This window comes from Streptomyces sp. GQ60, from assembly GCF_059758875.1.
The window spans coordinates 189,440-215,771 of record NZ_JCAXEG010000009.1; the positions used below are offsets into that span (position 1 = coordinate 189,440).

The window sequence follows — 26,332 nt, forward strand, 5'->3', positions numbered from 1 at the left end:
TCTCTCCTCTTTGCAGCGGTATGCTCGCGCACATGCCGGAGCAGAAGCCCCCCACCGAGGCCCCAGCCACCCCCACCCCGACGCCCACGAGCGCCCCCGCCTTCGAAGCCGTCGAAGTCGCCACCCCCCAAGTCGTCACCCCCCGAGCCACTCTCGAAGCCACCGCCGAAGTCACCCCCGAAGTCACCGCCGCCGAGATCGCCCGTCTCGCGGGAGTCGGCCGCGCCGCCGTGAGCAACTGGCGCCGCCGCCATGCCGACTTCCCCCGCCCCGTCGGCGGCACCGACACCAGCCCCTCCTTCGCGCTGGCGGACGTCACCGACTGGCTCCGGGCCCAGGGCAAGCTCGCCGAAGTCCCCCTGCGCGAACGCGTCTGGCAGTACGTCGCCGCCCACCCCGGCGGCTCCGTGGCCGCGCTCGTCAAGGCCGGGAGCGCGCTGCTGCTCGTACGGGACCGGCCCATGGAGTGGCTGGAGGCCGCGGCCGTCTCCGACGAGCGGATGGCCACCCTGCTGGCGCCCGCCGTCGACCGGGTGCTCGCCCTGCGGTTCGGGCCCGCGCACCCGCTCGGAGCCACCGGCGCCCTGCAGCCCGCCGCCGTGCCCTTCCTGCGCGCCGCCGCCGAGCTCGCCGCCGAACTCGGCACCCGGGGCGCCTTCGAGTTCCTGCTCGGCCGCCACCTCGAAGCCAACCCCCGCCAGTACACGCTCACTCCGGACGGCCTCGCCACCCTCATGGCCGCCCTCGCCGGACCCGCCGCCGGTGCGGGCACCGGAGCGGCCGGCGCCGCGCCCTTCACGGTCCTGGACCCGGCCTGCGGCACCGGCACCCTGCTGCGGGCCGTCCCCGGAGCCACCACCCGCTACGCGCAGGACAGTTCCCCCGAGCTCGCCTCCCTCGCCGCGCTGCGCCTCGCCCTCCAGTCGGACGCCCCGGTCCGCGCGGCCGCCGCCGACAGCCTGCGCGCCGACGCCTTCGGACGCCCCGCCGCCGAACCGGTCGACGCCGTGCTCTGCCACCCGCCGTTCAACGAACGCAACTGGGGCCACGAGGAGCTGGCCTACGACCCGCGCTGGGAGTACGGGCTGCCGGCCCGCGCCGAATCCGAACTCGCCTGGGTCCAGCACGCCCTGTCCCACCTGCGCGAGGGCGGCACCGCCGTCCTGCTCATGCCGCCCGCCGCGGCCGCCCGCCGCTCCGGCCGCCGCATCCGGGCCGACCTGCTGCGCCGGGGCGCGCTGCGGGCCGTCGTCGCCCTCCCGGCCGGCGCCGCGCCGCCGTACGGGATCCCGTTGCACGTGTGGGTGCTGCGCAGGCCCGCCCCGCACGCGGCGCCCCCCTCCGGGCTGCTCCTCGTGGACACCGCCGCACTCGCCGACGGGCCCGGACCGGGGCCGGGGCGGGCCGGCTGGGCCGCCGTGCACAGCGCGGTGGAGGAGGCCTGGACGGCGTACGAGCGCGGCGGCCCGGCCCCGGACGTCCCGGGCGTGCGCCGCGTGGTGCCCGTCCTGGACCTGCTCGACGACGATGTGGACCTGACTCCGGCCCGCCACCTGCCGCCGCCCGCCGCGGGCGGCGGCGTGGCCGAGCTGGTTGCCGTACGGGACCGGCTGGACTCGACGCTGACCCGCGCGGCCCGGCTCACCCCGCCGGCCCCGCCCGCCGCCGCCCCGGACCGGGCCGCCGCGGCGCCGGTCCGGCCGCCGCTGACCACCATCGGCGAACTCGCCCGCGCCGGAGCCCTGCTCCTGCACACCGGCACCGGCAGCGGTGAGGGCGGGGCCCCCGTCCTCACCGAGTACGACGTGAGCGCCGGCACCGGACCCTCCGGCACCCTGGCCGCCGGCGCGGAGCAGCCGCTCCTCACCGCTCCGGGTGACGTGGTCGTCCCCCTCACCGGAGGTGCGGGCGTGGCCCGCGTGGTCGACGCGGGCACCGCCGGGGCGGCGCTCGGCCGGGGCCTGCAGCTCCTGCGGCCCGACCCGGACGCGCTGGACCCCTGGTTCCTGGCCGGCTTCCTGCGCGCCACCGCCAACAACCGCCGCGCCAGCAGCCACGCCTCCACCACGACCCGGCTCGACGTGCGCCGCCTCGAACTGCCCCGGCTGCCGCGGGCGGAGCAGGAGGTCTACGGGACCCGGTTCCGGGCGCTCGCCGAGTTCGAGGACGCCCTGAGGCTGGCCGCCCGGCTCGGGGAGCAGCTCGTACAGGGGCTGTACGACGGGCTGTCGGACGGTACGGTCCGGCCGGAATGACCGCGCGGACCGGTCGCGGCCCGGTCGCGGCACGGCCGGGCCGCGACCGTACAACGGTTGAGCGCATCCCCTCACTTCCGGCCGGGAACGCTGTATACCCTCAGACCCGGAATCCTCCGCACTTCTCCGTCCTTCCTCCGCCCTTCCTCCGCACGGCCCGTCAGGAGCAGCGATGCACGGCCCCGGCACCCCGCCGCCCCACGGTCACCAGCCCAGCACCGGGGGCGTGGTGACGCTCCGCGTGCTGTTCGCGCTGCTGCCCGTCCTGAGCTGCGGACTCCTCGCCTGGGGGACGATGCTGCGGCTCGCGCTGGTCACCCGCCGGCGCAGGGACTGGTGGCTGATGGGCGCGTCCGTGGTCGCCGAGTTCTTCTGGGTGCTGCTGAGCGGGCTCGACCCGACCCCCGACAACAGCGGCTGGCAGGCCAACGCCGGTGCCTCCCTCACGATCCTCACCGGCTTGAGCGTCACCGCGTACTTCCTCGCGGCCGACATCCGCCACCACGCGGTGGGCAGGGCGGGGCAGCCGGCCGCCTGGTATCCGCCGCCGCACGCGCCGTACGTACCGCCGCAGCAGCAGCCGCGGGCTCCCGCGTACGGCTACCCGCCCGCCCCCCAGCAGGCCCCCGAGCCCGAGCCGAACCCGACGCCGCCCCCGCGCATCGGTCAGGTCCGCGCCGAACTCGACGAGCTCAGCGAGCTGCTGCGCCGGCAGCAGCCGCCCCACAACGAGGGCCCCCGCCCGTGACGGACCGGCTCATCGGCGACCGCTACCAGCTCGCCACCATCCTCGGCCAGGGCGGCATGGGCCAGGTCTGGACGGCGTACGACCGGCGCCTGGACCGCCGCGTCGCGGTCAAGCTGCTGCGCCCCGACAAGGTGGCCGGCCCCGGCTCCGTGGCGGAGGAGCTGCGCCGCCGCTTCGTGCGCGAGTGCCGGGTCACCGCGCAGGTGGACCACCCCGGCCTGGTCACCGTGCACGACGCCGGCAGCGACGGCGACGAGCTGTACCTCGTCATGCAGTACGTCGAGGGCGCCGACCTCGCCGACCACCTCGCCGAGCACGATCCGTACCCGTGGCCGTGGGCGGTCTCGGTGATCGCCCAACTGTGCTCGGTGCTGTCGGCGGTGCACGCGGTGCCGATCGTCCACCGGGACCTGAAGCCGCGCAACGTGATGGTCCGCCCCGACGGGACCGTACTGGTCCTGGACCTCGGTGTCGCCTCCGTGATGGACACCGACACCACCCGCCTCACCAGCACCGGTTCACCGATCGGCAGCCCCGCGTACATGGCGCCCGAGCAGGCCATGGGCGGGGCCGTCGGACCGCACACCGACCTCTACGCGCTCGGCGTGGTCCTGTACGAGCTGCTGTCCGGCAACGTCCCCTTCGCCGGCTCCACGGCGCTCGGGGTGCTCCACCGGCACCTGTACGAACCGCCTCTCCCGGTACGCCAGTTGCGCCCCGAGGTCCCGCAGCAGCTGGAAGCCGTACTCCTGAACCTGCTGGCCAAGGACCCGCAGGACCGGCCCGCCTCCGCGCAGGCGGTGTACGCGTCCCTCGCGCCCCTGCTGCCCCACTCCGGCTCGGGCGCCCCCACCGGCCCCCTCGACCCGACCCGGCCCTTCCTGCGCCCGCAGGCACCCTGGCCCGACCGCGCCCACGTGATCCCGCCCCGGCCGGCCACCCCGCCCCCGCCGCCGCGGCCGGACGTCCCGGCGGCCGTGGAGGAGGCCAAGAAGCTCCTGGACCAGGGCATGCTCACCCAGGCGGTGGACATCCTCGGCGGCATCCTCCCGGCGGCGGCCGAGCAGCACGGCGCGCACTCGCCGGTGGTCCGCTCCCTGCGCAAGCAGTACGCGGCCACGCTGATGGACGACGGCCAGTACCGCCGCGCCCTGCCCGAACTGCGCCGGCTCGCCGAGGAGTTCCCGGCGGGCGACCCGCAGTCCCTGCGCTTCCGCTACGACGCGGCCCAGTGCCTGGAACAGCTCGGCGAACCGGCGGCCGCCCTCGCCGAGTACCGCGCGCTGCTGCCGCTCTTCGAGAACCACTACGCGAACCCGGACCCGGGCCTCCCGCTGGAGGTCCGCCGCCGCATAGCGCACCTGCTGCTCTCCCTCGGCGACCGCCCGGCGGCCCACGACACGCTGGCCCGCCTCCTCTTCGACGCGGAACGCCTGCACGGGCCGGCGCACCCCTTCTCGGCGGAGGTCCGGCGGACCCTCCAGTGGCTGGGCCAGGTGCGCTGACGGAGCGGGCTCCGCGATCACGGACCCGGGAACGGAGGCCCTCGGTCCGCGGTGTACCGTACGGCGTCCCGTCCGCATCCGTACGCGCCCATGCGCTCCCGAGAGGTTGTCGATCGTGAAGGAGACCGCCGCCACCGCGGCCGTCCAGAGTGCGGCCCCGCCGCGGGAAAGGACCCTGCCCGGGATCCTTCCCAGGGCCCTGCTGGCCGCCGTACCGGTGCTGAGCCTCGGGGTCCTCGGCGCGGTGCCCTCGCTGGTCATCGCCTGGCGCCGGGGTGCGCGCGCCGACTGGCTCGCCGCGCTCCTCTTCGGCTGCGCCACCGTCGCCTGGTGGTTCCAGATAGCGCTCACGCCGGAGGAGACCCACGGCTGGCAGTTCGGCGCCGACGTGCTGTTGCTGTTCCTCGCCACGGCGGGCGCCGCGCTGCACAGCCTGTTCGCCAAGCGCCTGTTCGCCAAGAGTGTGGCGGCGGTGTCCCGATGAAGACCCGACGCACGTGGAGGAATCGGGCGGACCACCCGGAATCCGGCAGGGGGACGCTCCGCGTCCGGGTGCCGGCCGCGCTGGCCGCGGTGAGCGCCGTGCTGCGCGGCCGCAAGGGATGGACGCTGGGCGGCGCGGCCGTACTGGCGCTCGCCGTGGTGGGCGTGTGGGTGTTCGCCGGCGGCGGGCAGGACGGCCCGCCCGACCCGAGGGCGCGCCAGTACAAGGAGTTCGACGCCTGTCTGCTGACGGACGAGAAGGGCATCGTGACCGGCGCGCCCGCCGCTCCGGTGTGGGAGGGCATGCAGAAGGCCTCGCTGGAGACCCGTGCGCGCGTCACGTACGTCCCGGTCGTCGGGGAGCCGTCGGCCGCCGACGCCCGACCGTTCTTCAACAGCCTGATGCAGCGCAAGTGCGACGTGGTGCTGGCTGTCGGCGCTTCCCAGGTGGAGGCCACTCAGGCGGGGGCGAAGGACCATCCCAAGGCGCGCTTCGTCCTGGTGGACGGATCGGGGGCGGCCGGGAACGTCACGGTGGTCAAGTCCGGGGACGGGCTCCAGGACGCCGTGGCGGAGGCCGTCCGGCAGGCCGTCAAGTCGTCGGGCGCATAGCCGCATAACGGTCAGGCGGCGCCCTCGCGCGGCAGGTAACGATGAGATAAAACCACCGACCCCGCCTCGGGCGCGTGTTCGGTGATCGGGCAGTCTCGCGAAGCTTTTATCGATTTCGCCTAAGCAAAGGCTCGCCCATGCCTGTTCGTAGGGTTCGTAGCTCGCGCCTCTTCCCACCGGGTCGTACCGGTAGGCGAAGAGCGAGAGTCACCGCTCTTTCCGTCCTGATTTCCTTCTCCTGCATGCTCACCACCGAGACCGCGGCTGCCAGCGGCGTCACGCTTCCGGCGCTGAGCATGCCCCGATTCTCCCTGTCCGGCCTGATCGGCTGGGCCGGCACGTCCCCGCTGGACACACCGGACCAGCAGGGCGGCACCGCCCGCGGCAAGGGCCACCAGGCCTCCGCCGACGACACCAGCGAAGAAGGCGGCGCCGGCCGCCAGCCCGGCAAGGGCAAGGGCGAACTCGCTCCGTACGAGCGGTTCACCGACGAGCCCGGCACGGCCACGACCGGCACGGCCAAGGGAACGGGCAAGAGCTTCGACGCCCGGACCAGCAAGCGGGACGCCAAGAAGTCCACGGCCACGTCGGACCACTACGTCAACGCCGACGGCTCCACGACCGTCCGCCACTTCTCCGGCCGCAGCAACTTCAAGGACGCCGACGGCACCTGGAAGCAGATCGACACCGCGCTGGTCGAGGACAAGGACGGCCGGCTCCAGGAGCGCTCCAACTCCCTCGACGTCGAGTTCGCCCCGAACGCCGCCGACCAGCAGCTCGCCTCCATCGACTTCGGATCCGGCCGCTCCCTCGCGTACGGCCTGAGCGGCGCCGCGAAGGCCACGCCCACCGTGGCGGCCAACGGCACCGTGACCTATGCCGGAGCCCTGCCCGACACGGACGTGCAGCTGGTGCCGCTCAGCGAGGGCTTCAAGGAGAACCTCGTCCTGCGGTCCCCGAAGGCGGCGAACTCCTGGACCTTCCTCCTGGACACCAAGGGACTCACGCCGCGGATCGCGGCCGACGGCGACGTGGAGTTCACCGCCGCCGACGGCAAGGTGACCGCCACCATCCCGCACGCGTTCATGGAAGACTCCAAGATCGACCCGCGCTCCGGCGACGCCGCCCAGTCCCGGGCCGTCACCTACGAGCTGATCCAGGCCGACGGCAAGCCGGCCCTGCGGATGACCGCGGACCGTGCCTGGCTGGACGCCCCCGAGCGGGTCTACCCGGTGACCGTCGACCCGACCGTCACCGCCAGCAACTCCACGTACACCCAGAACACGATCTCCGGTGACCACTCCACCGAGAACCAGATCAAGGTCGGCTCGTACGACTCCGGCACCAACAAGGCGAACTCCTTCCTGCAGTTCTCCTCGCTGGGCAGCACGCTCGCCGGGCAGCGGGTCACCGCCGCCACGCTGAACGTGTACGCGCTCTGGTCCTCGACCTGCACCGCGTCGTCGTTCTCCGTCAACCACATCACGCAGTCGTGGACGCCCTCCGGCGTCACGAGCTACCCGGGCCCGAGCTACGGCACGGCCATCGGGTCGGCCACGCCCGCGCCCGGTGCCTCCTGCAGCAACACCACCGGCGCCACCAGCGTCGGCGTGAAGATGCCGGTGCCGCTCCAGACCGCCTGGTTCGACCAGGTGGCACTCGGCGGCGCCAACTACGGCCTGGCGCTGACCGCGCCGACCGGGGACGCCCTGCACTGGAAGAAGTTCCACTCCGACAACTCGGCGACCGCCGGCTGGCGGCCCGCCCTGGAACTGACCTACTCGCCCAACACCAAGCCGCAGGTCAACGCCCAGTACCCGCCGGAGAACTTCCAGGCGCACACCCTCCAGCCGGAGCTGCTCGTCAACGCGAGCGACGCCGACAACTGGCCCGGGGCGCTCTCGTACTCCTTCGAGGTGTACGACGCCGACAGCACGAGCACGACCCCCATCGCCGCGTCCGGCCTCACGGCCGACCGTGCCTGGAAGGTCCCCGCGGGCAAGCTCAGCTGGAGCAAGAACTACAACTGGTACGTGAGCGTCACCGACGGATACGACTCGGTGATGTACTCGGCGAGCCGCTTCTCCACCGCGGTGCCGCAGCCGCCCGTCACCTCGCGCCTGGCCCAGAACAACGACGGCCACGAGTTCGACCCGTCGGACGGCAACTACACCACCGACGACACCGACGCGGACGTACCCGTCGTCGGCCCGTCCCTCCAGATCGACCGCTCGTACAACAGCATCGACCCGCGGATCGACAGCGCCTTCGGCGCCGGCTGGTCCACGATCGTCGACATGAAGGCGGCCGAGACCAAGGACGGCGCCGGTACCGTCACCAGCGTCGCGATCACCTACCCCGGCGGTGAGCAGGTCGCCTTCGGCCGCAACACCGACGGGAGCTTCGTGCCCCCGCTGGGCCGCTACGCCCGCCTCGAAACGGTCGGCGGCGGCTACAAGCTGACCGACAAGGACTTCACGGCCTACTCCTTCACGCAGGCGACCGCGAAGACCGGCGTCTACGCGATCTCCGGCATCGTGGACTTCGCGGGCCGCGGCGAGACGTTCACGTACAACGCCTCCAAGCAGCTGACGAAGATCACCAACACCACGGCCGGCCGTTCGCTCGGGCTGACCTGGGCCACCCCGGCCGGCGCCACCGTCCCGCACGTGGCGACCGTGTCCACCGACCCGTCGGTGCTGATCGACCCGAGCAGCGCCCAGACCTGGCAGTACACCTACACCGGCGACCAGCTCGCCACGGTGTGCCCGCCCGCGGACTGGTCCAAGTGCACGCAGTACACGTACGCCACCGGCAACCACCACCGCACCACGGTGCTGGACGCCGACCCGTACGCGTACTGGCGGCTCGGCGAGGCCTCGGGCGCGACCGTCACCAAGGACACGGTCGACACCAACCAGGGCAAGTACAACGCCCTGTACCGCAACGTGACCCTGGGCAGCGCCGGTCTGCTGGCCGGCTCCACCCAGAAGACGGCCACCTTCAACGGCACGACCTCGTACGTCGAGATGCCGAGCGCCCCCGGCGCGACGCCCTCGTACACGACGATCTCGCTGTGGTTCAAGACCACCCAGGCCGGCGGCGTCCTCTTCTACTACGGTGACAAGCCGCTGAGCATCACCGACCCGGTCGCCAACACCTGGTACAACACCCCGGCGCTCTACGTGGGCACCGACGGCAAGCTGCGCGGCTGCCTGGCCACCGGCTCCTGCGGCACGACGATCACCTCGGCCGCCTCCGTCAACGACGGACAGTGGCACCAGGCGACCCTCACCGGCGCGGGCACCACCCAGACCCTTTACCTGGACGGCGTCGCGCAGGGCTCCAAGACCGGCCAGATCAGGGACTGGAACACCCCGTACATCGCACTGGGCGCGGGCGTGAACAACCGCGGCTGGCCGGCGATGAACGCGAACGACCAGCTCGGCCACTTCTCCGGCCAGCTGGCCGAGGCCGCCATCTACACCGAGCCGCTCACCCCCGAGGTCATCGGGGCCCAGTACCAGGCCGCCAAGCGGTCCGCCGGTCTGCTGCAGAAGATCACCACCCCGGGCGGCAAGACCCAGGCGTCGGTCACCTACGGCACCACCGACGACCTGGTCCAGCAGGCCACCGACGGCAACGGCGGCACCTGGAAGCTGAACCCGCCCACCGTCACCGGCTCCTCGCAGGTCTACCGCTCGGCCGTGATGGGCTCCGCCCCCGGCGGCTACTGGCGGCTGGACGACACGCAGGGCGCGGCGCAGGCGGCCAACGAGCTGCACACCGGCTTCGGCACGTACAACACGGTCACGCAGGGCGTGGCGGGACCGTTCGGCGCCGGTGACGTGAGCGCGGCGCAGTTCAACGGGACCAGTTCCTTCGTGGAGCTGCCCTACGGGCCGCTGCACACGAAGCCGGACCGCTCGGTCGAGCTGTGGTTCAAGACCACCAAGCCCGGCGTCATCATGAGCGACCAGTCCAAGGCGCCCAACGACCCCGCGGGCGTCAGCGGCGACTGGAGCGACCTGCTCTACGTCGGCGCGGACAACAAGCTGCACGGCCACTGGTGGAGCACCACCTGCAACGGCAACGCGAACGTCTCCTCCACGGCGACCGTCACCGACAACGCCTGGCACCACGCGGTCCTCTCGGCCACCGGCACCACGCAGACGCTCTACCTCGACGGCGCCAAGCAGGGCACCTGCACCGGAGCCCCGAACGACCAGGCGACGACGCGGACGTTCGTCGGTGCCGGTTTCAGCAAGTGGTACAGCTCGCCGGCCGACGTCAGCTTCTTCAACGGCTCGATCGCCGAGGTCGCCGTCCACGCCAAGGGCCTGAGCGACGCCGAGGTGGGCCAGCACTGGTCCGCGTACAAGGCGTCCTCCGGCATCGCCCCGGTGCGCACGGTCACGCTGACCGACCCCACCAACAAGACGCTGACGTACGTGTACGACGCGGAGCTGGGCAACCGCATGCTCGCGACGGTCGGCACCGACGGCAAGCGGACCACCTACGGCTACGACACGGCGGGCTTCCTGCACACCGTGACCGACGCCAACGGCAACCGCAGCGTCACCGGCCACGACATCCGCGGCAACACGGTCTCCCAGACCGTCTGCCAGGACACGGCCGCCAACAAGTGCTCCACGGCGTACTACAGCTACTACCCGGACGCCACCACGGCGTTCCCGCCGATGGACCTGCGCAACGACCTGCTCCTCACCGAGCGCGACGGCCGTTCCGCGAGCCCCACGGACAACACCTATCTCACCAGCTACACCTACGACACGGGCGGCAAGCTCACCGCGGTGACCACGCCGCCGGTGCCCGGCTTCCCGAACGGCCGCACCGCCAGCACCACCTACACCACGGCCACCACCCCGGCGGCCGAGGGCGGCACCGCCGTGACCCCGGCGGGCCTGGTCAGCCAGGTCACGACGGCCGGCGGCAAGAAGACCACGTACAGCTACTTCGCCAACGGTGACCTCGCGGAGATCACCGACGCCAACGGCGCCAAGGCGAAGGTCACGTACGACAACCTCGGCCGGCAGCTGACCCGGACCGAGATATCCGACGCCAACCCGGCCGGACTCGTCACGTCCCAGACGTACGACAAGAACGACCAGGTCCTCACCGAGACCGGCCCGGCGATCACCAACCGGGTCACCGGCGCGGTGCACCAGGCCAGGACGACCACCGGGTTCGACGCGGACGGCAACATCCTGTCCCAGACGGTCTCGGACGTGACCGGCGGCGACGCCGCGCGCACGACGACCATGACGTACGACCCGTACAACCGCCTCGCGGGCCGCACCGACCCGGGCGGCGACACCACGTCGTTCGAGTACGACGGCTACGGCAACAAGGTCAAGGAGACCGACCCCGCGGGGAACGTCAACACCTACACCTTCGACGGCGAGAACCGCCCGCTCACCAGCAGCCTCCTGAACCACACCGGCGACCCGAACAACCCGTCGGCACCGGCCACCCTGGTCCAGGAGTCGCGGGCTTACGACCCCGCCGGCCGCCTCGCGTCGATCACCGACTCGATGGGCTGGGTGACGGCGTACACCTACACCGACGACGGCCTGTCGGCCACCGTGGTCCGCAAGGACCCGCAGACCGGCAAGTCCTTCACGCAGCAGGCCAACACCTACGACGCCGCCGGAAACCTCATCCAGCAGGTGACCAACGACGGCCGGACCACGACCTCCTTCACGGTGGACGCGGCCGACCGCACGACGAAGTCGGTGCTCGACCCGGCCGGGCTCGCCCGGACGACGACGGTCTCCTACGACCCGGACGACAACGTCGTCTCGGAAACGGAGAGGGACCCGGCGACGGGTGACGTCTCCACGACGGACACCCGCTACGACCAGCTCGGCAACGTCACGGGCAAGACCGTCCACGACGGCACGACGGCGCCGGTGGCCCGCTACAAGCTGGACGAGACGACGGGAACCTCCTCCGCCGACTCCTCGGGCGGCAACAGCACCGTCACCCGTGGCACCGGGATGCGCGCGAGCACCGACCGGGGCGGCAGCGCCGTCCTCGACGGCGACGCCAACTCCTACGGGCGCACGACGGGCCCGGTCGTCAACACCGCCGGCAGCTTCACGGTGTCGACGTGGGCGAAGCTCGACGACCTCACGACCAACCGCACCGTGCTGGCGCAGGACGGCAAGTCGGCGTACGGCTTCGCGCTGTACTTCTCCACCACTGCCGGTTGGACCTTCGCCCTCCCGACGCAGGACGTCCAGCCCAACACCCTGGTGCGGGCAGTGTCCGGCATCGCCGGAGCGACCGCCGGTACCTGGACCCACCTCACGGGCGTCTACGACCAGGAGGCGGGCAAGGTCCGCCTCTACGTCAACGGCACGCTCGCCCAAGAAGACCCCTTCACGTCGGCCTGGGAGGCCACCGGCCCGCTCCAGATCGGCCGTCACAAGACCGCGTCGAGCTACGGAGGCAACTTCAAGGGCGGCATCGACGACGTCCAGGTCTACGGCGAGGCACTGACCGCGGCGCAGATCGCCGGGGTCAAGGACGGCACGCTCCCGGCAGCGGGCAGCTCGGTCCGCACCAACACCTGGAAGCTGGACCAGCGGGGTCTGCCGCTGTCGGTGACGGGTGCCAACGGCACCACCACCGACTACGGCTATGACGAGGCGGGCCAGCAAACCACGGTCACCGAGCCGACCATCAGCACGGAGCAGAGCGGCGGGACTCCGGTCTCCGTCCGTCCCGTGTCGATGACCGGCTTCAACACCTTCGGCGAGCCGACCGAGTCCTCCGACCCGCTCGGCAACGTCGTGGTCACCGCGTACGACGCCGAGGGCCAGGAGTCCTCGACGACGATGCCGAACTACACCGCGCCGGGGGCGTCGACCCCGATCACCGCCACGAGCTGGAACGAGTACAACAAGCTCGGCCAGGTCACGGCGGAGATCGACCCGCTCGGTGCCCGCAAGACCTACACGTACACCCAGCTCGGCGACCTGGCCTCGGTCACCGACCCGGGCGGCGGTACGACGAAGTACACCTACGACACCAACGGCGACCAGCTGTCGGCCACCCGGCCGAACGGCGCCCGCGAAGAGACCACCTGGGACTACCTGGAGCGCCCGCTGACCAGCACGGACATCGTCCGTCAGCCGACACAGCATGCCTACACGGCGATCAGCGAGTATGACGCGCCGGGTGGCAACCTGTCCCGGACCGTGAGTCCGACCGGTATCACGCAGTCCTACAAGTACAACAACGTGGGCGATGTCACCGAGGTGACCGACTCCGCGGGCAGCAAGTCCACCTTCACCTACAACATGGACGGCCAGGTCCTCACCGCGACGGACCCGGACGGCACCAGCACCAAGAACACCTACGACGGCTTCGGCCAGGCCACCACCACGAGCGACCTGGACACGAACGGAACAGTGCTGCGCAGCAGCAGTTCCTCGTACGACCGCGCGGGCAACCCGGTGTCTCTCACCGATGGCCGGGGACACACCACCACCTTCACCAACGACGCGACCGGCATGATCACCAAGGCGGTCCAGCCGGTCTCTGCGACGGAGTCGATCACCACGACCTTCGGCTATGACGCGGCGGGAAACCGGACGCGCTTCACCGACGGGCGAGGCAACCCCTTCCTGACGACCTACAACACGTGGGGGCTGCCGGAATCGGTCATCGAACCCTCCACCCCGACCCACCCGAACGCTGCGGACCGCACCTTCACCACGGTGTACGACGGCGCGGGACGACCCAAGGAGCAGCGCTCCCCGGGTGGTGTGGTCACCACCAATGAGTACGACGTCAAGGGCCGGCTGATCACGCAGGCCGGTGCGGGCGCGGAAGTCGCCACGGTCTCCCGCACGTACGACTACGACGCCGACGACCGGGTCACGGCCGTCGCGGGCACGGGTACCGACAAGAACACCTTCGCCTACGACGACCGCGGTCTGCTGCTCTCCGCAGCAGGGCCCTCGGGTGCCTCCTCCTTCGCCTGGAACGGCGACGGGGCGATGACTTCGAGGACGGATGCGTCCGGCACGTCGGGCTTCGGCTACGACACGGCCGGCCGGCTGAAGACGGTCAGCGACGCTGTCACCGGCAGCACGCTGACCTACGGCTACAACGTCAACAGCGACGTCACGTCGATCGACTACGGCGCCGGCAAGGCGAAGCGCTCGTACACGTACGACGCCCTGCAGCGGGTCACGAACGACAAGCTGACCTCGCCCTCGGGTGCGCAGCTGTCGTCCATCACCTACGGCTGGGACGAGAACGACAACGAGACGTCGAAGACGACGGCCGGTCTCGCGGGTTCGTCCGCGAACACCTACACGTACGACTGGGCGAACCGTCTGTCCTCCTGGAACAACGGGACCGCGACGGAGGTCTACGGCTACGACGGGGCGGGCAACCGCACGCGCGTCGGTGGTGACACGTACACCTACGACGCCCGGAACCGCCTCACCTCGGACGGGCACAGCTCGTACGCGTACACCACGCGCGGCACGATGAGCTCGGTCACTGACGAGGGCGGGAAGACGACCTCGATCAAGGCCGACGCCTTCAACCGCGTGATCAACGAGGGCGACCGTACCTACGCGTACGACGGCCTCGACCGAGTGCTGAGCGCGAGCTCCCCGACGGGGGGTCAGCTCTTCTCGTTCCAGTACAGCGGCGCCGGCAACGACGTCGCATCGGACGGCATGGCGACCTACAGCCGTGACACGGACGGGTCGCTGGTCGGAATCAAGACGGGCGTCGCGTCGGTGCTGGCACTGACGGACATCCGCAGTGACGTGGTGGGGCAATTCACCGCCACGGGTGAGGCACTGACCGGTTCGACGACGTACTCGCCGTTCGGCAAGGTCGTCTCGACCCAGGGCATGGCCGGCCAGCTGGGCTACCAGTCGGGCTGGACCGACCCCGAGACGGCCAAGGTCAACATGGCCGCGCGGTGGTACTCGCCGCAGACCGGCCAGTTCAACAGCCGTGACACGGTCGCCCAGAACCCGCTCCCGGCATCGGTGACCGCGAACAGCTATGCGTACGCCAACGCCAACCCGATGACCGTCACCGACCCGACGGGTCACTGGGGTGACTGGTTCAAGAAGATCGCCAAGAAGGTCACGCAGAAGGTCACGCACACCGTCTCGACTGCCTGGCACGCGACGGTCGCGACCGTCCACAAGGCCGCAGTGGTGGTCAAGCAGGCCGCGCGGCAGGTCAAGCAGGCCGTCAAGAAGACCGTGTACCGGACGTACCGGGCGGTCAAGAAGACCGTGCGCTGGGTCAATGACAGCGTCAAGAAGGTCAAGAGATACGTCAAACGGACCTACAAGGCCGTAAAAAAGGTCGCCCACAAGGTCGTCAAGCACGTAAAGAAGCAGGTCCGCAAGGTCGCCAAGGCTGCCAAGCATGTAGCGAAGAAGGTGGTCAAGGCAGCCAGGAAGGTTGGCAAGGCTGTCAAGAAGGCAGCCAAGGCCACAGCCAACTTCGTCAAGCAGCACGCCTCGACCATCGCCGCGGTGGCGGTCGGTGTCGCGGTCTTCGCGGGATGCACGGCCATCACGGCCGGCGTCGGCGCGATCGGTTGCGCTGCCCTCGCAGGCGCGGCGGCCAACGGCGTCGGCTACATGATGAGCGACGGTCCGAAGACGCTGGGCGGCTTCGCCATGGCGGTCGGCGTGGGCGCTCTGACCGGAGCTGTCGGCGGAGTGGCGGGCGGCTTCGCAGCCGGTGCCGCCGGACGCCTCCTCTCGGGCACGGCCGGTCGGATCCTCTCCGGCGCTGCCAGCGGCGCGACGGAAGGCGCCGCGACCGGAGCGGTCGAATACGGCACTTCCTGCATCAACAGCAGGGAGGGCTGCAGCGTCGGCGGCGCGGCGAAGGCCACGGCGGTTGGCGCGGCGATGGGTGGTGTCTTCGGCGCGGCGGGAAGCGCACGCGGCCCGAAGTCGAAGGCTGGTCCGGAGTCGACTGGTTCGGGCAGCTGCAGAGTGCGGACTCCGCACAGCTTCACGGGAACGACCATCGTCCTGCTGGCTAACGGTTCGACGAAGCCGATCGCGGAGGTCAAGGCCGGGGACCACGTCCTCACGGCCGAGCCCGGCAAGAAGGAGAAGGAGAAGCATCGGGTCAAGGAAGTGATCGTCACCAAGTCCGACCGTGATTACGTCGATGTCGTCGTAGCCACGAAGGACGGTCCGAAGACGATCCAGACCACCAAGCACCACCAGTTCTATGAGGCCACGCAGAACGCCTGGACCCAGGCTGGCGACCTCAAGGCCGGCCAGCAGCTCCAGAACGGCGACGGCGAGCTGACCGCCATCGCCGAGGTCAAGTCCTACACGGCGGAACGCGTCACGTACGACCTGAGCGTCGAAGGTCTGCACACGTACCATGTGCTGGCGGGCAACATGCCAGTCCTGGTTCACAACTGCGGTGACCTGGCAGGGGACGAGGTCCTGTATCCCCAGCTCGCCCACACGCTGGGCCACCACGTGAACCCCTCGCCTTCGAGGCTCAGGGAACTGGTGGATGAGAAGGGCATCAACTCTGTTTTCGACAACGTGCAAGATGCCCAGGATATTGCAGACAAGGAAATAGCTCGAATGTCTGCAGGCGGACAGAAGAGCGAGTTGCAGACATGGTTCAAGACTAAGGCTCTGAAGAAAGTAGTCTCGGGCCATCATGGCGCCAGGGGATCTTCCCTTGGAACTTCCTACACTCTTAATGCTCAGGGGGTTCTGGTCGGGGCGAATACCGGAAATTCCTACACGTTGATTCTTCGGCGTATGAAGGGCCATCCGATGGGGTTCATTGTCGATACGATCATCCCGAAGTGAGTGAGGATCCGATGCGAAGGATGGGGCGCTTGAAGTCATGAGTGATCACGCGGTGAATGTTGCCGAGTTCGACTTCGGCATTACTCAGCTGGCTGGTGAGTTTCATCAGGATTGGCGCAACTACGCGACCACGCCCAGTGGTCTGATTCGCGTGTCGATCAGCGAGCTCGGTGAGCCGCATGCCGAGAAGGTGTCCCTGCTGCTTAAGGACGCTCAGAGGCTCATCGGGTCATCCCTTTCGGGGGAGTCCCTGGCGGCTCTCTGGCTTGCCTGCGTTCCCTTCGAATATCCGGTCGGTGTTTTTGGGGCCGGCAGGGATTGGCTGACTCAGGTCTCTGATATTGCTGGGAGCTGGCCCGCAGAGTCATCCGTGTCTGATCTCGGACTCCTCCGGGATTGTCAACATGACGCGCTTTCCGATGTAGTCGGAGGCTGGATCGAAGAGACAGCATCGTCCGGGCGTTTCGTGCGGCAAGGGGCTTCAGACTCCGAATTCATTGCTGCGTGGAACGAAATCGCCGAGAACGTCTGCCCAGAATTGGCGCTGCGCATCGCCATCCGATGCATCCTGAGTTCCGATCGATTCATCCCCGCCCGCATTTATGGCGAGATGGAGAAACAAGGCGTGGTCTACGGGTACGGTGACTATCTGGTTTCGGCCATGAAGTACCTCGTCGACACTGAACTGCCAGAAAGTCGTAGCCAGGAGCTCTGACAGGAGCCATGTGCTCAGACCGGTCCGGCCGCATCGCGGCCGGACCGGTTTTTTCATGCGTCCGTGCGTCTCGTAGGCACGGTGCTTCTGGTCCACTTCAGAAGGGCCAGGAGGACGAGCAGGGCGGCTCCCGCGATTGCCAGGCCCGGGACGAGGCCCGGCGGGCGGAAGGTGCAGGTCACGGTCGTGGTGTGTCCGTTCAGGGGGATCGCCACCAGGCCCAGGCGGCTCGCGGCCGGGCGGTCGTCGCAGGTCCAGCCTGCGATCGCCGGGGCCGAGAGGACCGCCGTGCCCGTGCTGCCCGGTGGGAGCACCGCGCGGATCCCCGACGAGCCGACCCGGACCGACACCGCCGCCGAGGCGCGCAGGCCCGCTACCGCCGCCGTCAGGCGGGGGCGGTCCAGGCAGGAGAGTTCCCAGTGGGCCGGGGCGGGGGCGTCGAAGACCAGCTGCGAGGGCTGGCCGTGCGAGACGCCCAGGGGCTGGAGGGCCGCCCTGTTGCGCGGGGGGTTGGCGTTCAGGCGGAAGGGCGGGCCGTCCGCGAGGCGGGCCGTCGCGTTGTACTCCGGGGCCCACAGGAAGGCCTCCGTGCCCGCACGGCAGATGCCGGGGGAGAGCGGGGCCTCGTAGACCTCGGCGCCCAGCAGGAGTTCCTGGTTGGCGAAGGGGGACGGGCCGAAGAGCGGCTCGGGCCCCGGCGGGCGAACCGTGACCAGCGGCGGGACCTCCGCTCGGGCGATCGTGCCGTCCGGCCGCAGGCGGGCGCCGACCGAGAAGACGGCGTCCGTCACCGGGTTGTCGAGGCTCTGCACGTTGCGGCCGCGCGAGGTCCAGCCCGCCCCGAGGGCCACCATGGTGCGGGTGAACACGTCCGGCGTGTGGCTGCTGTAGTACGCGCCGCCCTCCCCGCCCAACAGCATCGGGTCGTTGCCCGTCAGCGCGGGCCGCCCCGCGTCCGTGCGGTACGCGGGCCAGCCCTCGGCAGACGCCAGGGCCCCGGCGCGCGCCGTGTGCGCCGCGCCCCACACCGGGTAGTCGTCCAGGCCCGCCAGCTTGCCCCGCTGTCCGTGGGCGGTGGTCGCCGCCGCCTGGGCCACCAGGACCAGGACCAGGGCCAGCGCCCCCGCCGCCGGCAGCACGAGGCGCCGGTGGCCTCGCCCCGGGCCGTAGGGCCGCCCGCCGCCGTGACCCCGGTCGCCGCGTCCCCAGCCCCGGTCCCCGTGACCAACGTCGCCGTCACCCCCGACCCCGCGCCCTCCGTGGCGCACCGCCCACCAGGCCGCCCCCGTCACGGCCAGCCCGCCGCCGAACAGGGCGAGTCCCCACGGCGTCGCCAGCGGGCTCCCGGTCGCCGCGAGCAGTACGGCCGTCAGGACCGCCGCGCCCCCCGTCAGCGCCCGCGCCCCCGGCGGGCCGGCCGAGGTCAGGCCCGCCCAGGCGGCCATCACCACGATCCCGGCCAGCACGAAGGTCTGCCGGTACGGGCTGCCGTTGGGCGTCGCGAAGAGGTGCCAGGCCAGGTGCGTCGGCATCCACTGGAAGGACAGCAGCACCAGCAGCACCAGCCCCGTCCACACCAGCCGCTCCCGCCCCGCCACCGCCCGGTGGAACGGCAGGGCCGCCGCGAGCAGCAGGGTCCCGGTGCCGATGAACAGGGCGGGGGAGGAGAAGGAGTAGGTGGCGGGCAGCAGCCGGGCCAGCAGATCCCCGGTCGCCACCGGCTCGAACGGCTTGAACCACCCCGGGTAGGCCCGCTTCGAGCTGAGGAAGAGGGGGAGGAGCACCGGAGCCGACAGGGCGACGCCGAGCGTGGTGGTCAGCGCCGCCCGCGCCAGGACCCGTAGCGACCGGTCGGTGCCCGAGCGGGCCGGCAGCAGCCGGACCAGCAGCACCAGGACCGCGCCCAGCGTCGCCATGTAGGCGGTGTAGAAGTTCGCCGTCCAGCAGAGCGCCACCACCACCGCGGCCACCGCCGGCCGGCGCCCGCGCAGCGCCCACTCACCCGTCAGACACAGGAGCGGGAAGGCGATCAGCCCGTCCAGCCACATCGGGTTGTACGAGGCCTCGATCACCGACCAGCCGCACAGCGCGTACGAGGCCCCGAGCAGCCCCGCCGCCCAGGCCGGTCCGCGCCGCTGGGTGCGCAGCAGCCAGGCCATCGCCGCCGCGGCGGCCGCCGTCTTGAGCACGGTGACCACGTACACCGCGAGGTCGATGTCCTGGCGCGGGAAGAGGCCCACCAGGACCGCGAACGGGCTGGTCAGGTAGGTCCCGAAGTCGGGCAGGAAGCTGGTCCCGTACCCGGACCGCCAGTTCAGCAGCAGCCCGCCCCCGGCCCGCCCGTGCAGCAGGTCCCACAGGTACGCGTGGAAGGGCACGAACTGGTTGCCGAGGTCGTTGACGCTGCGGTGGCGCGGCCCGTACGGGAAGACGCGCGCCACGGCGTCTCCGGCGCCCACGGCCACCACCGTGACCAGGGCGGCGAGCGCCGAACCGAGCAGACCGGGGCGGCGCGGGGAGCGGTGCGGTGTCGACATGGTGGGCCGACCCTGGCACTCCCGGTGGGCCGAAGGGTTGCCATCGGTGGACGCGAACCCCAACACCCCCGGAATCGTTGGTCGAACCGGTGGCTCTGATCACCTCGACTGCATAACATCGATCACCGCACGGCCCTTGTGCACCGAAGCACAATCTCCCGGCCCTGGAGGCTCCTTTGCACCGTCGCACAGCGCTCTCCGTTTCCGCCGCCCTGCTCCTGGCGGCCCCTCTGCTGTCCGCGTGCTCGGGCGAAGCCCGCCCCGGCACCGCGGCCGTGATCGGCGGCGAACGGATCACCACCTCCGCGCTCCAGGCCCAGGTGAACGACGTCCGCACCGCACAGAACCGCTCCGAACACGCGGCCGAGCTCATCGCGGCCGTCCCGCAGCTCGACCGGGTCAAGCTCAGCACGATGCTGCAGAGCCGGATCCTCGACCGGATGGCCGCCGACGCCGGCATCACCGTGACCCCCAAGGAGCTCCAGGAGGCCCGCAAGGCCTACGACGAGGGCAACCGCGGGGCCGCGGCGTTCGAGGAGGCGATCTTGCAGAAGGCCGCCGTCGCCCCCGACCAGATCGAGCGCTGGGTCCGGGACCAGGTGCTCTTCGAGAAGCTCAACGCCAAGTACGGCGAGGGCAAGCTCGCCGAGCCCGCCGCGAAGGCCGCGGCCGCGCTCGGCATCGAGGTCAACCCGCGCTACGGCGTCTGGGACCCCCAGCGGGTCACCCTCGGCGAGCACGCCACCCCCTGGATCACCCAGGTCACCCGGCCCGAGCAGCCCCCCGCCGGCGTCTAGTGCCGTGACCGGCCACGGCCCTAGGCCGCCCGGGCCCGGCCCGTCCCCCGGGGGAGGTAGGTTCGGAGGGTGACTGACGACGTGTCCTCCGAGCCCACCGGCCGCATCGTGCTGCTGACCACGAGCCACCGGGTGGCCCCCGGCGTGCTGTCCTGGCCGGCCTGGCAGACCCTGCACGCCGCGCACCGGGTGCTGTGCGCCGACCCGGACCACGTCCAGCTCCCCTACCTCCGCGAGGCGGGCGTCGACGTGGCCCTGGAGACCCCCGACGCCCAGGCCCTGATCGAGGAGTGCGCCGGCGGCCGCACGGTCGTCGTCCTGCTCAGCGGCGAGGGCGACCGGCGGCTCACCGACGGGCTGGCCCGCTTCGCGGGCTCGGGCCGGGTCGCCGTTCCGGACCTGGAGCTGCTGCCGGGCTCGTACGATCTGCCGGGCGCGCGCCTGCTCGACCTCGTCCAGGTCATGGACCGGGTCCGGCGCGCATGCCCCTGGACCTCGGAGCAGACGCACGAGGGACTGGCGAAGTACGCCATCGAAGAGGCCTACGAGCTGGTCGAGGCCATCGAGGACGGGGACCGCGAGGAGCTGCGCGAGGAACTCGGGGACGTCCTGCTCCAGGTGGTCTTCCACGCGCGCATCGCGGAGGAGGGCGGCCCCGGCGAAGAGGACGAGCCGTTCTCCATCGACGACGTGGCAGGGGCCCTCGTCGAGAAGCTGATCCACCGCCACCCGCACGTCTTCGGCGACGCCACGGCGGAAACCCCGGAGGACGTGCACGCGCACTGGCAGCGCACCAAGCAGGTGGAGAAGCAGCGGGAGTCGGTGACCGACGGGATCCCGCTCGGCCAGCCCGGTCTCGCGCTCGCGGCCAAGCTGGCGGGCCGAGCCCGTGCGGGGGCGGTGCCCGTGGAACTGCCCCGCGGCGAAGGGGTCGGGTACGAACTGCTGGATCTCGCGGCGCGTGCCGAAGCGGCGGGGACCGACCCCGAGACCGCGCTGCGCGCGGCGGCCCGGACCTACCGGGACGCGATCCGTGCGGTCGAGGGCGTCGGCGGATAACCCTCAGCAGCGGGAGACCGCGACTGCGTCAGTACTCCCGGGGCGCGCGGCCGGACGGGTTGTGCCAGTGCGGGTCGGGCCGGTTCAGGAACCACTCGCCGAAGCCCATCGGCCGGCTCCCGTGGTCGTGGCCCGTGCCACTGGCGGGTACGGAGTCGTAGAAGATCCGGTCGGGGCGCGCGCCGAGCCCCTCCAGGAGGTACGAGGTCTCCTGGATGAACTGCGGCGGACCGCTGAGGTAGACGTCCTGGTCGGGCCAGAGCCCGCGGTTGCTGAGCGCGGTCGCGAGCCGGTCGGTGGCCTGGTTGCGGTGCTGACCGGGGGCGGGCGTGATGTAGGTGACGCTCAGCCAGCCGAGGGTGGCCGCGTACCCGTCGATGAGCGGGCGGTCGTAGAGGTGGGCCGCGTCCCGAGCGACCACGAAGAGCCGTACGTCCTGATCGGGAGGGTGTTCCGCCAGGTCCTCCAGCATGGCGCGGACCGGGGCCCAGCCGGTGCCGGCGGCTATGAAGCTGACCGGGCGGTCCTCGCGGCGGAAGGTCATCTGCCCGCCGGCCGCGCCGAGCCGCAGCATGTCCCCGGGCTGGGTCTCGCGGATCAGGGCGGTGCTGAGGCGGCCCCCCTCGATCCGGCTGACGTGCAGGTCGAGCGTCCCGTCGGCGCGGGGCGCGTTCCCCAGGGAGTACGTGCGCCAGGTCGTCGGCACCCGGTCGCTGCTCACGCTCGTGTACTGGCCCGGGAGGTGGGGGAAGGGGGCGTGCGGGCGGAGGGTGAGGACGCCGATGTCCTGCCCGTACAGCAGATGGCGTATGACTTCCGCGTCCCACCAGGGTGGGTCGTCGCTGGCGGCGGCGCCCGCCATCATCGCGTCGGCGATCACCTGATACGCCTCTGACCAGGCCTTTTCGGCCTGGGCGTGCCAGGCGGACCCGGAGGCCTCGGCGAGCGCGGCGATGAGGCTCGTGCCCACGGCCGCGTAGTGATCGGGGCCCGCCAGGAACTTGCGGTGGTCGCGGCCGAGGTCGCGGAGATAGGGGACGAGCGTTTCGTTCTCCAGGTGGGCGATCACATGGGTGAGCGCGGCGAAGAGCCGGTCCCGCTGTCGTTCCATGTCTTCGAAGGAGGCCGGGAAGAGATCACGGACTCCGGGGTTGTGCCAGAACAGGTGGGAGTAGAAGAACTTGACCGCGTGCTCGGCCCGTCTCTCCACCACCGCGAAGCTGCTTTTCAAGATCCTCACATCCACAAAACCGAAAGTAGGAACGCCGGGGAACGTGAGGTCAAGCCAGGGCCTATCTACGGACAGCCGCGATAAATGCCCCGTATGGGGTGACGGGTGGCGGGCGGGATACGGTCTCCGGGTGCACGAGCAGACCCCCGCAGCCCCCGAAGAGCCAGCCGCCGACCAGTCCGCGGACCAGTCCGCCGGCCAGTCCGCGGACCGTTCCGCCGACCGTTCCGCGGACGGGTCCGCCCCGCCGCCGACCCTGTTCGACTGGGAGTTCGCGACCGACCCGTACCCGGCGTACGCCTGGCTGCGCGAGCACGCGCCCGTGCACCGCACCACGCTCCCCAGCGGGGTCGAGGCCTGGCTCGTCACCCGGTACGCCGACGCCCGCCAGGCCCTCGCCGACCAGCGCCTCAGCAAGAACCCGGCCCACCACGAGGGCTCCGCGCACGCCAAGGGCCGGACCGGGATCCCGGGGGAGCGCAAGGCGGAGCTGATGACGCACCTCCTCAACATCGACCCGCCGGACCACACCCGGCTGCGCCGGCTGGTCTCGAAGGCCTTCACCCCGCGCAGGGTCGCCGAGTTCACCCCGAGGGTGCAGGAACTGACCGACCACCTCATCGATCAGTTCTGCGAGAAGGGCGAGGCCGACCTCATCCACGAGTTCGCCTTCCCGCTCCCCATCTACGCCATCTGCGAGATGCTCGGAGTACCGCGAGAGGACCAGGACGACTTCCGGGACTGGGCGGGCATGATGATCCGGCACGCGGGTGGCCCGCGCGGGGGCGTGGCTCGCGCGGTCAAGCAGATCCGCAGCTACCTCGTCGAACTGATCCACCGCAAGCGCGATGATCTCGGCGACGACTTGATCTCCGGACTGATCCGGGCGAGCGACCACGGCGAGCACCTCACCGAGAACGAGGCCGCCGCAATGTGCTTCGTGCTTCTTTTCGCTGGTTTTGAAACGACGATCAACCTGATCGGCAATGGGGCCTATGCCCTGATGCAGAACCCGGACCAGCGCGAACACCTCCAGGACTCCCTCGCTGCCGGAGAGACCGACCTGCTGGAAACGGCCATCGAAGAGCTGCTGCGCTACGACGGGCCCGTGGAAATGGCCACCTGGCGGTACGCAACGGAGCCGCTGACATTGGGCGGGCAGGACATTCCGGTCGGCGACCCCGTCCTCGTCGTCCTCGCGGCGGCCGACCGGGATCCGGAACGGTTCAGCGATCCGGACACGCTCGACCTCGCCAGGAGCGACAACCAGCATCTCGGGTACGGCCATGGCATCCACTACTGCCTGGGAGCACCCCTGGCCCGCCTCGAGGGCCAGACAGCCCTCTCCGAGCTGCTGACCCGGCTGCCCGATCTGGAACTTGCCGCAGACCCCGCAGAGCTGCGCTGGCGCGGCGGGCTCATCATGCGGGGCCTGCGCACCCTGCCCGTCCGATTCACCCCGAGCCCTGCCCTGGGAACGACGAAAGCGCCCTGACGGGTTCTCGCCGAGATGCTGGTCGGTGGCGGGTGGCGAGCGACGGAGCATCAGGCGGGTGAAGGGCCGGTTTCCCCCACGGACACCTTCCGAGGCGCCTAGGCTTTGGAAACGCCAAGACCCCGGAGCGTCCCGCTAAGAAGGCTCCGGGGTCTGACTTGCCAGTCGGGAAGGACTGACCGTGCGTGATTCAACCCTGCCCAAGAAGAGCAATGCAAGCGGAATCAGGGCCAACGAGGCCGGGAATGCTGCCCTTCAGGTCGTCATCTACCTCCGGGTGTCGACGAAGGCACAGAGTACGAAGTCCGGACTCAAGCAGCAGGAGAAGGACTGCCGGTCGTGGCTCGACAGTCACCTGCGAGGCACCCCCTATGAGATCGTCGGCGTCTTCGCGGACGACGGTGTCTCCGGGAAGCTCGAGCAGCGCGACGACAAGGTGCTCATCGAAGGCCTTGTCCGTGCAGGGAAGGTCGATCTGGCCATCGCGCAGAAACTCGACCGGTACGGCCGCACCGCCCGGATCATCGTTGACTGGGTCCGGGAGATGGTCGACAAGGGGACCCGCGTAGTCACCTCGGACGGCCGGATCGACTCGGAGGACGACCTTGAGTTCAAGGTCGCCGTGCCGACCTTGGCATACCTGGCCGAGCTGGAACACGAGCTGATCTTCTCGCGGACCTGGAGTGGCCGGGAGTGGAAGCTCCGAGCGGGTGGCTGGCCAGGTGGGCCCCCGCCGTACGGCTTCGAGCTGCTGAACCAGGGGCGGAGCGGATCGGCCGTCGTTCTGTGCGAGGAGGAAGTCCGGACTCTGGGCATGGCAGCGCACTGCCTCATCGATCTTGAGCTGAACTACTCCGAGACCTGGCAGGCATCTCAACTACACCAACAGGTTCACCCGTAGCGGGCGTCCCTGGACGGTCGCGAACCTCATCAAGCGTGTCGGCAGTGAACCGGTCCTCGAGCTCTGCGTCACCTACCGGAAGGACGGCGGCAAGACAGCGGTGGACGGGGACGGACGTCGCAAGTACGGAGATGCCGTCAAGATCCCCATGCCGGAAGCCTTCGACGCGGCACGTCGAGCGCAGCTCCGTTCCGCCATGGACGGACTCAGCATCGAACGTCGTCGCGAGAACTCCCTGTACCCGCTCTCCACACGGATCAAGGGCAACTGCGGTGAGAGCTACACCGGCGGAGGCGTGCGAGGTCCCGAGAAGCGCCTGTACCGCTGCAAGGGGAACGCCGGCGGGTGTGACGACGTGTACCTGCAAGCAGACGAGGTCGAGAACGAGGTCTGGGAACAGCGCACGAACTTCCTCGGCGAGGAGCACCTCCGGGAGCGGGTTCGCGGGACACGTCTGCACCTGGGTACTCCCGGCTTGGAAGAGAAGCTGGAACTGTTCAGGCTGTTCGATGTCCACGTCGAGGTCGAGAACCACCGCTTCAAGAACAAGGCCGGTGCGCGCTGCCCGGTGACGCAGTGGCACGTGTCCGCGAAGCGGGACGTACCGGCTGATGTGATGGAGGAGGAGTGGGACGGCGTGCGGAGCATCCTGGAAGCGATCTACCCGCCCGCTTCGTTCACCAAGACCAAGATCGACCTGAGGCTGGCGCTGAACGGCATGCTGCACCGTCTGCGTACGGGGATCGCCTGGAAGGAGATCCCGGCGGAGTTCGGGCCGGCACAGCGCATCCGTGAGCGGCAACTCTCCTGGTGGCAGCGGGGGGCGTGGCCCCTGCTCGTGGCACGGCTGAACGAGCGGCGTGCGGGGACGCCTGTCTACGTCCGCCCCACCATCCCGCCGCTGCGAGTGACGGTGCGCGTGGCCGAGTCCCTGCTGGTGCTGTCTGGCTCGCGACCCTGCTGACGCGGCTGCCCGATCTGGAACTGGCCGTGGCTCCCGGGGAGCTGCGCTGGCGCGGGGGGCTCATCATGCGGGGTCTGCGGACGCTCCCGGTCCGCTTCAGTGCTGAAATCACCCCCCAAAACACCTGAAACCTGCCTGACCGGAAGTCAGTTCGCTGCCCAAACT

General features: G+C 70.6%; 14 protein-coding genes and 1 pseudogene. 13 read left to right on the plus strand and 2 right to left on the minus strand.

Annotated elements, in window-relative coordinates; all coding sequences use genetic code 11:
* Positions 1 to 32 precede the first annotated feature (32 nt).
* From AC6CKD_RS23365 to AC6CKD_RS23395, 7 genes are all read left to right on the plus strand, one after another.
* Positions 33 to 2,255: an N-6 DNA methylase gene (locus tag AC6CKD_RS23365; RefSeq protein ID WP_498329591.1), complete on the plus strand. Its 2,223-nt coding sequence runs from the start codon at positions 33 to 35 to the stop codon at positions 2,253 to 2,255.
* Positions 2,256 to 2,427: 172 nt separating this feature from the next.
* Complete coding sequence (locus AC6CKD_RS23370) at positions 2,428 to 3,003, plus strand: hypothetical protein (RefSeq protein WP_498329593.1); 576 nt, start codon at positions 2,428 to 2,430, stop codon at positions 3,001 to 3,003.
* A complete protein-coding gene (locus tag AC6CKD_RS23375) occupies positions 3,000 to 4,508 on the plus strand; it encodes a protein kinase domain-containing protein (protein ID WP_498329594.1) in 1,509 nt (502 codons plus the stop codon). Before AC6CKD_RS23370 ends, AC6CKD_RS23375 begins: the two co-directional genes overlap by 4 nt.
* Before the next feature lie 115 nt (positions 4,509 to 4,623).
* Positions 4,624 to 4,992, plus strand: coding sequence for a hypothetical protein (locus AC6CKD_RS23380; RefSeq protein ID WP_498329596.1), 369 nt, complete (start codon positions 4,624 to 4,626; stop codon positions 4,990 to 4,992).
* The gene (locus AC6CKD_RS23385; RefSeq protein WP_498329597.1) at positions 4,989 to 5,603 is read left to right on the plus strand and encodes a BMP family ABC transporter substrate-binding protein; all 615 of its coding nucleotides are present in this window, start codon (positions 4,989 to 4,991) and stop codon (positions 5,601 to 5,603) included. The genes AC6CKD_RS23380 and AC6CKD_RS23385 overlap by 4 nt, the downstream gene beginning before the upstream one ends.
* Positions 5,604 to 5,845: 242 nt before the next feature.
* Entirely contained in the window at positions 5,846 to 16,468 is a 10,623-nt protein-coding gene (locus AC6CKD_RS23390; RefSeq protein WP_498329599.1) for a LamG-like jellyroll fold domain-containing protein, read from the plus strand.
* A gap of 37 nt (positions 16,469 to 16,505) precedes the next feature.
* On the plus strand, positions 16,506 to 17,183 hold the full coding sequence (locus AC6CKD_RS23395; RefSeq protein WP_498329600.1) for a hypothetical protein: 678 nt from the start codon (positions 16,506 to 16,508) through the stop codon (positions 17,181 to 17,183).
* A gap of 53 nt (positions 17,184 to 17,236) precedes the next feature.
* Here the strand turns inward: AC6CKD_RS23395 and AC6CKD_RS23400 are convergent, their stop codons facing one another.
* Positions 17,237 to 19,720: a YfhO family protein gene (locus AC6CKD_RS23400; RefSeq protein ID WP_498329602.1), complete on the minus strand. Its 2,484-nt coding sequence runs from the start codon at positions 19,718 to 19,720 to the stop codon at positions 17,237 to 17,239.
* Positions 19,721 to 19,896: 176 nt separating this feature from the next.
* On the opposite strand from AC6CKD_RS23400, the gene AC6CKD_RS23405 reads away from it, so the two are divergent.
* Together AC6CKD_RS23405 and AC6CKD_RS23410 are read left to right on the plus strand one after the other, a co-directional pair.
* On the plus strand, positions 19,897 to 20,517 hold the full coding sequence (locus AC6CKD_RS23405) for a SurA N-terminal domain-containing protein (protein WP_498329604.1): 621 nt from the start codon (positions 19,897 to 19,899) through the stop codon (positions 20,515 to 20,517).
* A gap of 69 nt (positions 20,518 to 20,586) precedes the next feature.
* Positions 20,587 to 21,576 carry a nucleoside triphosphate pyrophosphohydrolase gene (locus tag AC6CKD_RS23410; protein WP_498329606.1) on the plus strand — a complete coding sequence of 330 codons (990 nt, stop codon included), beginning with the start codon at positions 20,587 to 20,589 and terminating at the stop codon, positions 21,574 to 21,576.
* A gap of 28 nt (positions 21,577 to 21,604) precedes the next feature.
* Here the strand turns inward: AC6CKD_RS23410 and AC6CKD_RS23415 are convergent, their stop codons facing one another.
* Entirely contained in the window at positions 21,605 to 22,816 is a 1,212-nt protein-coding gene (locus AC6CKD_RS23415) for a globin domain-containing protein (protein ID WP_498329607.1), read from the minus strand.
* 247 nt (positions 22,817 to 23,063) lie between these two features.
* Here AC6CKD_RS23415 and AC6CKD_RS23420 point away from each other — a divergent pair, with 247 nt between their 5' ends.
* The 4 genes and pseudogenes from AC6CKD_RS23420 to AC6CKD_RS23435 all read left to right on the plus strand — a co-directional run.
* Complete coding sequence (locus AC6CKD_RS23420; protein ID WP_498329727.1) at positions 23,064 to 24,302, plus strand: cytochrome P450 family protein; 1,239 nt, start codon at positions 23,064 to 23,066, stop codon at positions 24,300 to 24,302.
* 181 nt (positions 24,303 to 24,483) lie between these two features.
* Positions 24,484 to 25,203, plus strand: a complete 720-nt coding sequence (locus AC6CKD_RS23425) for a recombinase family protein (protein WP_498329609.1) — start codon at positions 24,484 to 24,486, stop codon at positions 25,201 to 25,203.
* Between the two features lie 196 nt (positions 25,204 to 25,399).
* Entirely contained in the window at positions 25,400 to 26,167 is a 768-nt protein-coding gene (locus AC6CKD_RS23430) for a transposase (RefSeq protein ID WP_498329611.1), read from the plus strand.
* Positions 26,140 to 26,295, plus strand: a pseudogene (locus AC6CKD_RS23435) (cytochrome P450); the annotation flags it as partial. The gene AC6CKD_RS23430 and the pseudogene AC6CKD_RS23435, both read left to right, overlap by 28 nt.
* Positions 26,296 to 26,332 lie beyond the last annotated feature (37 nt).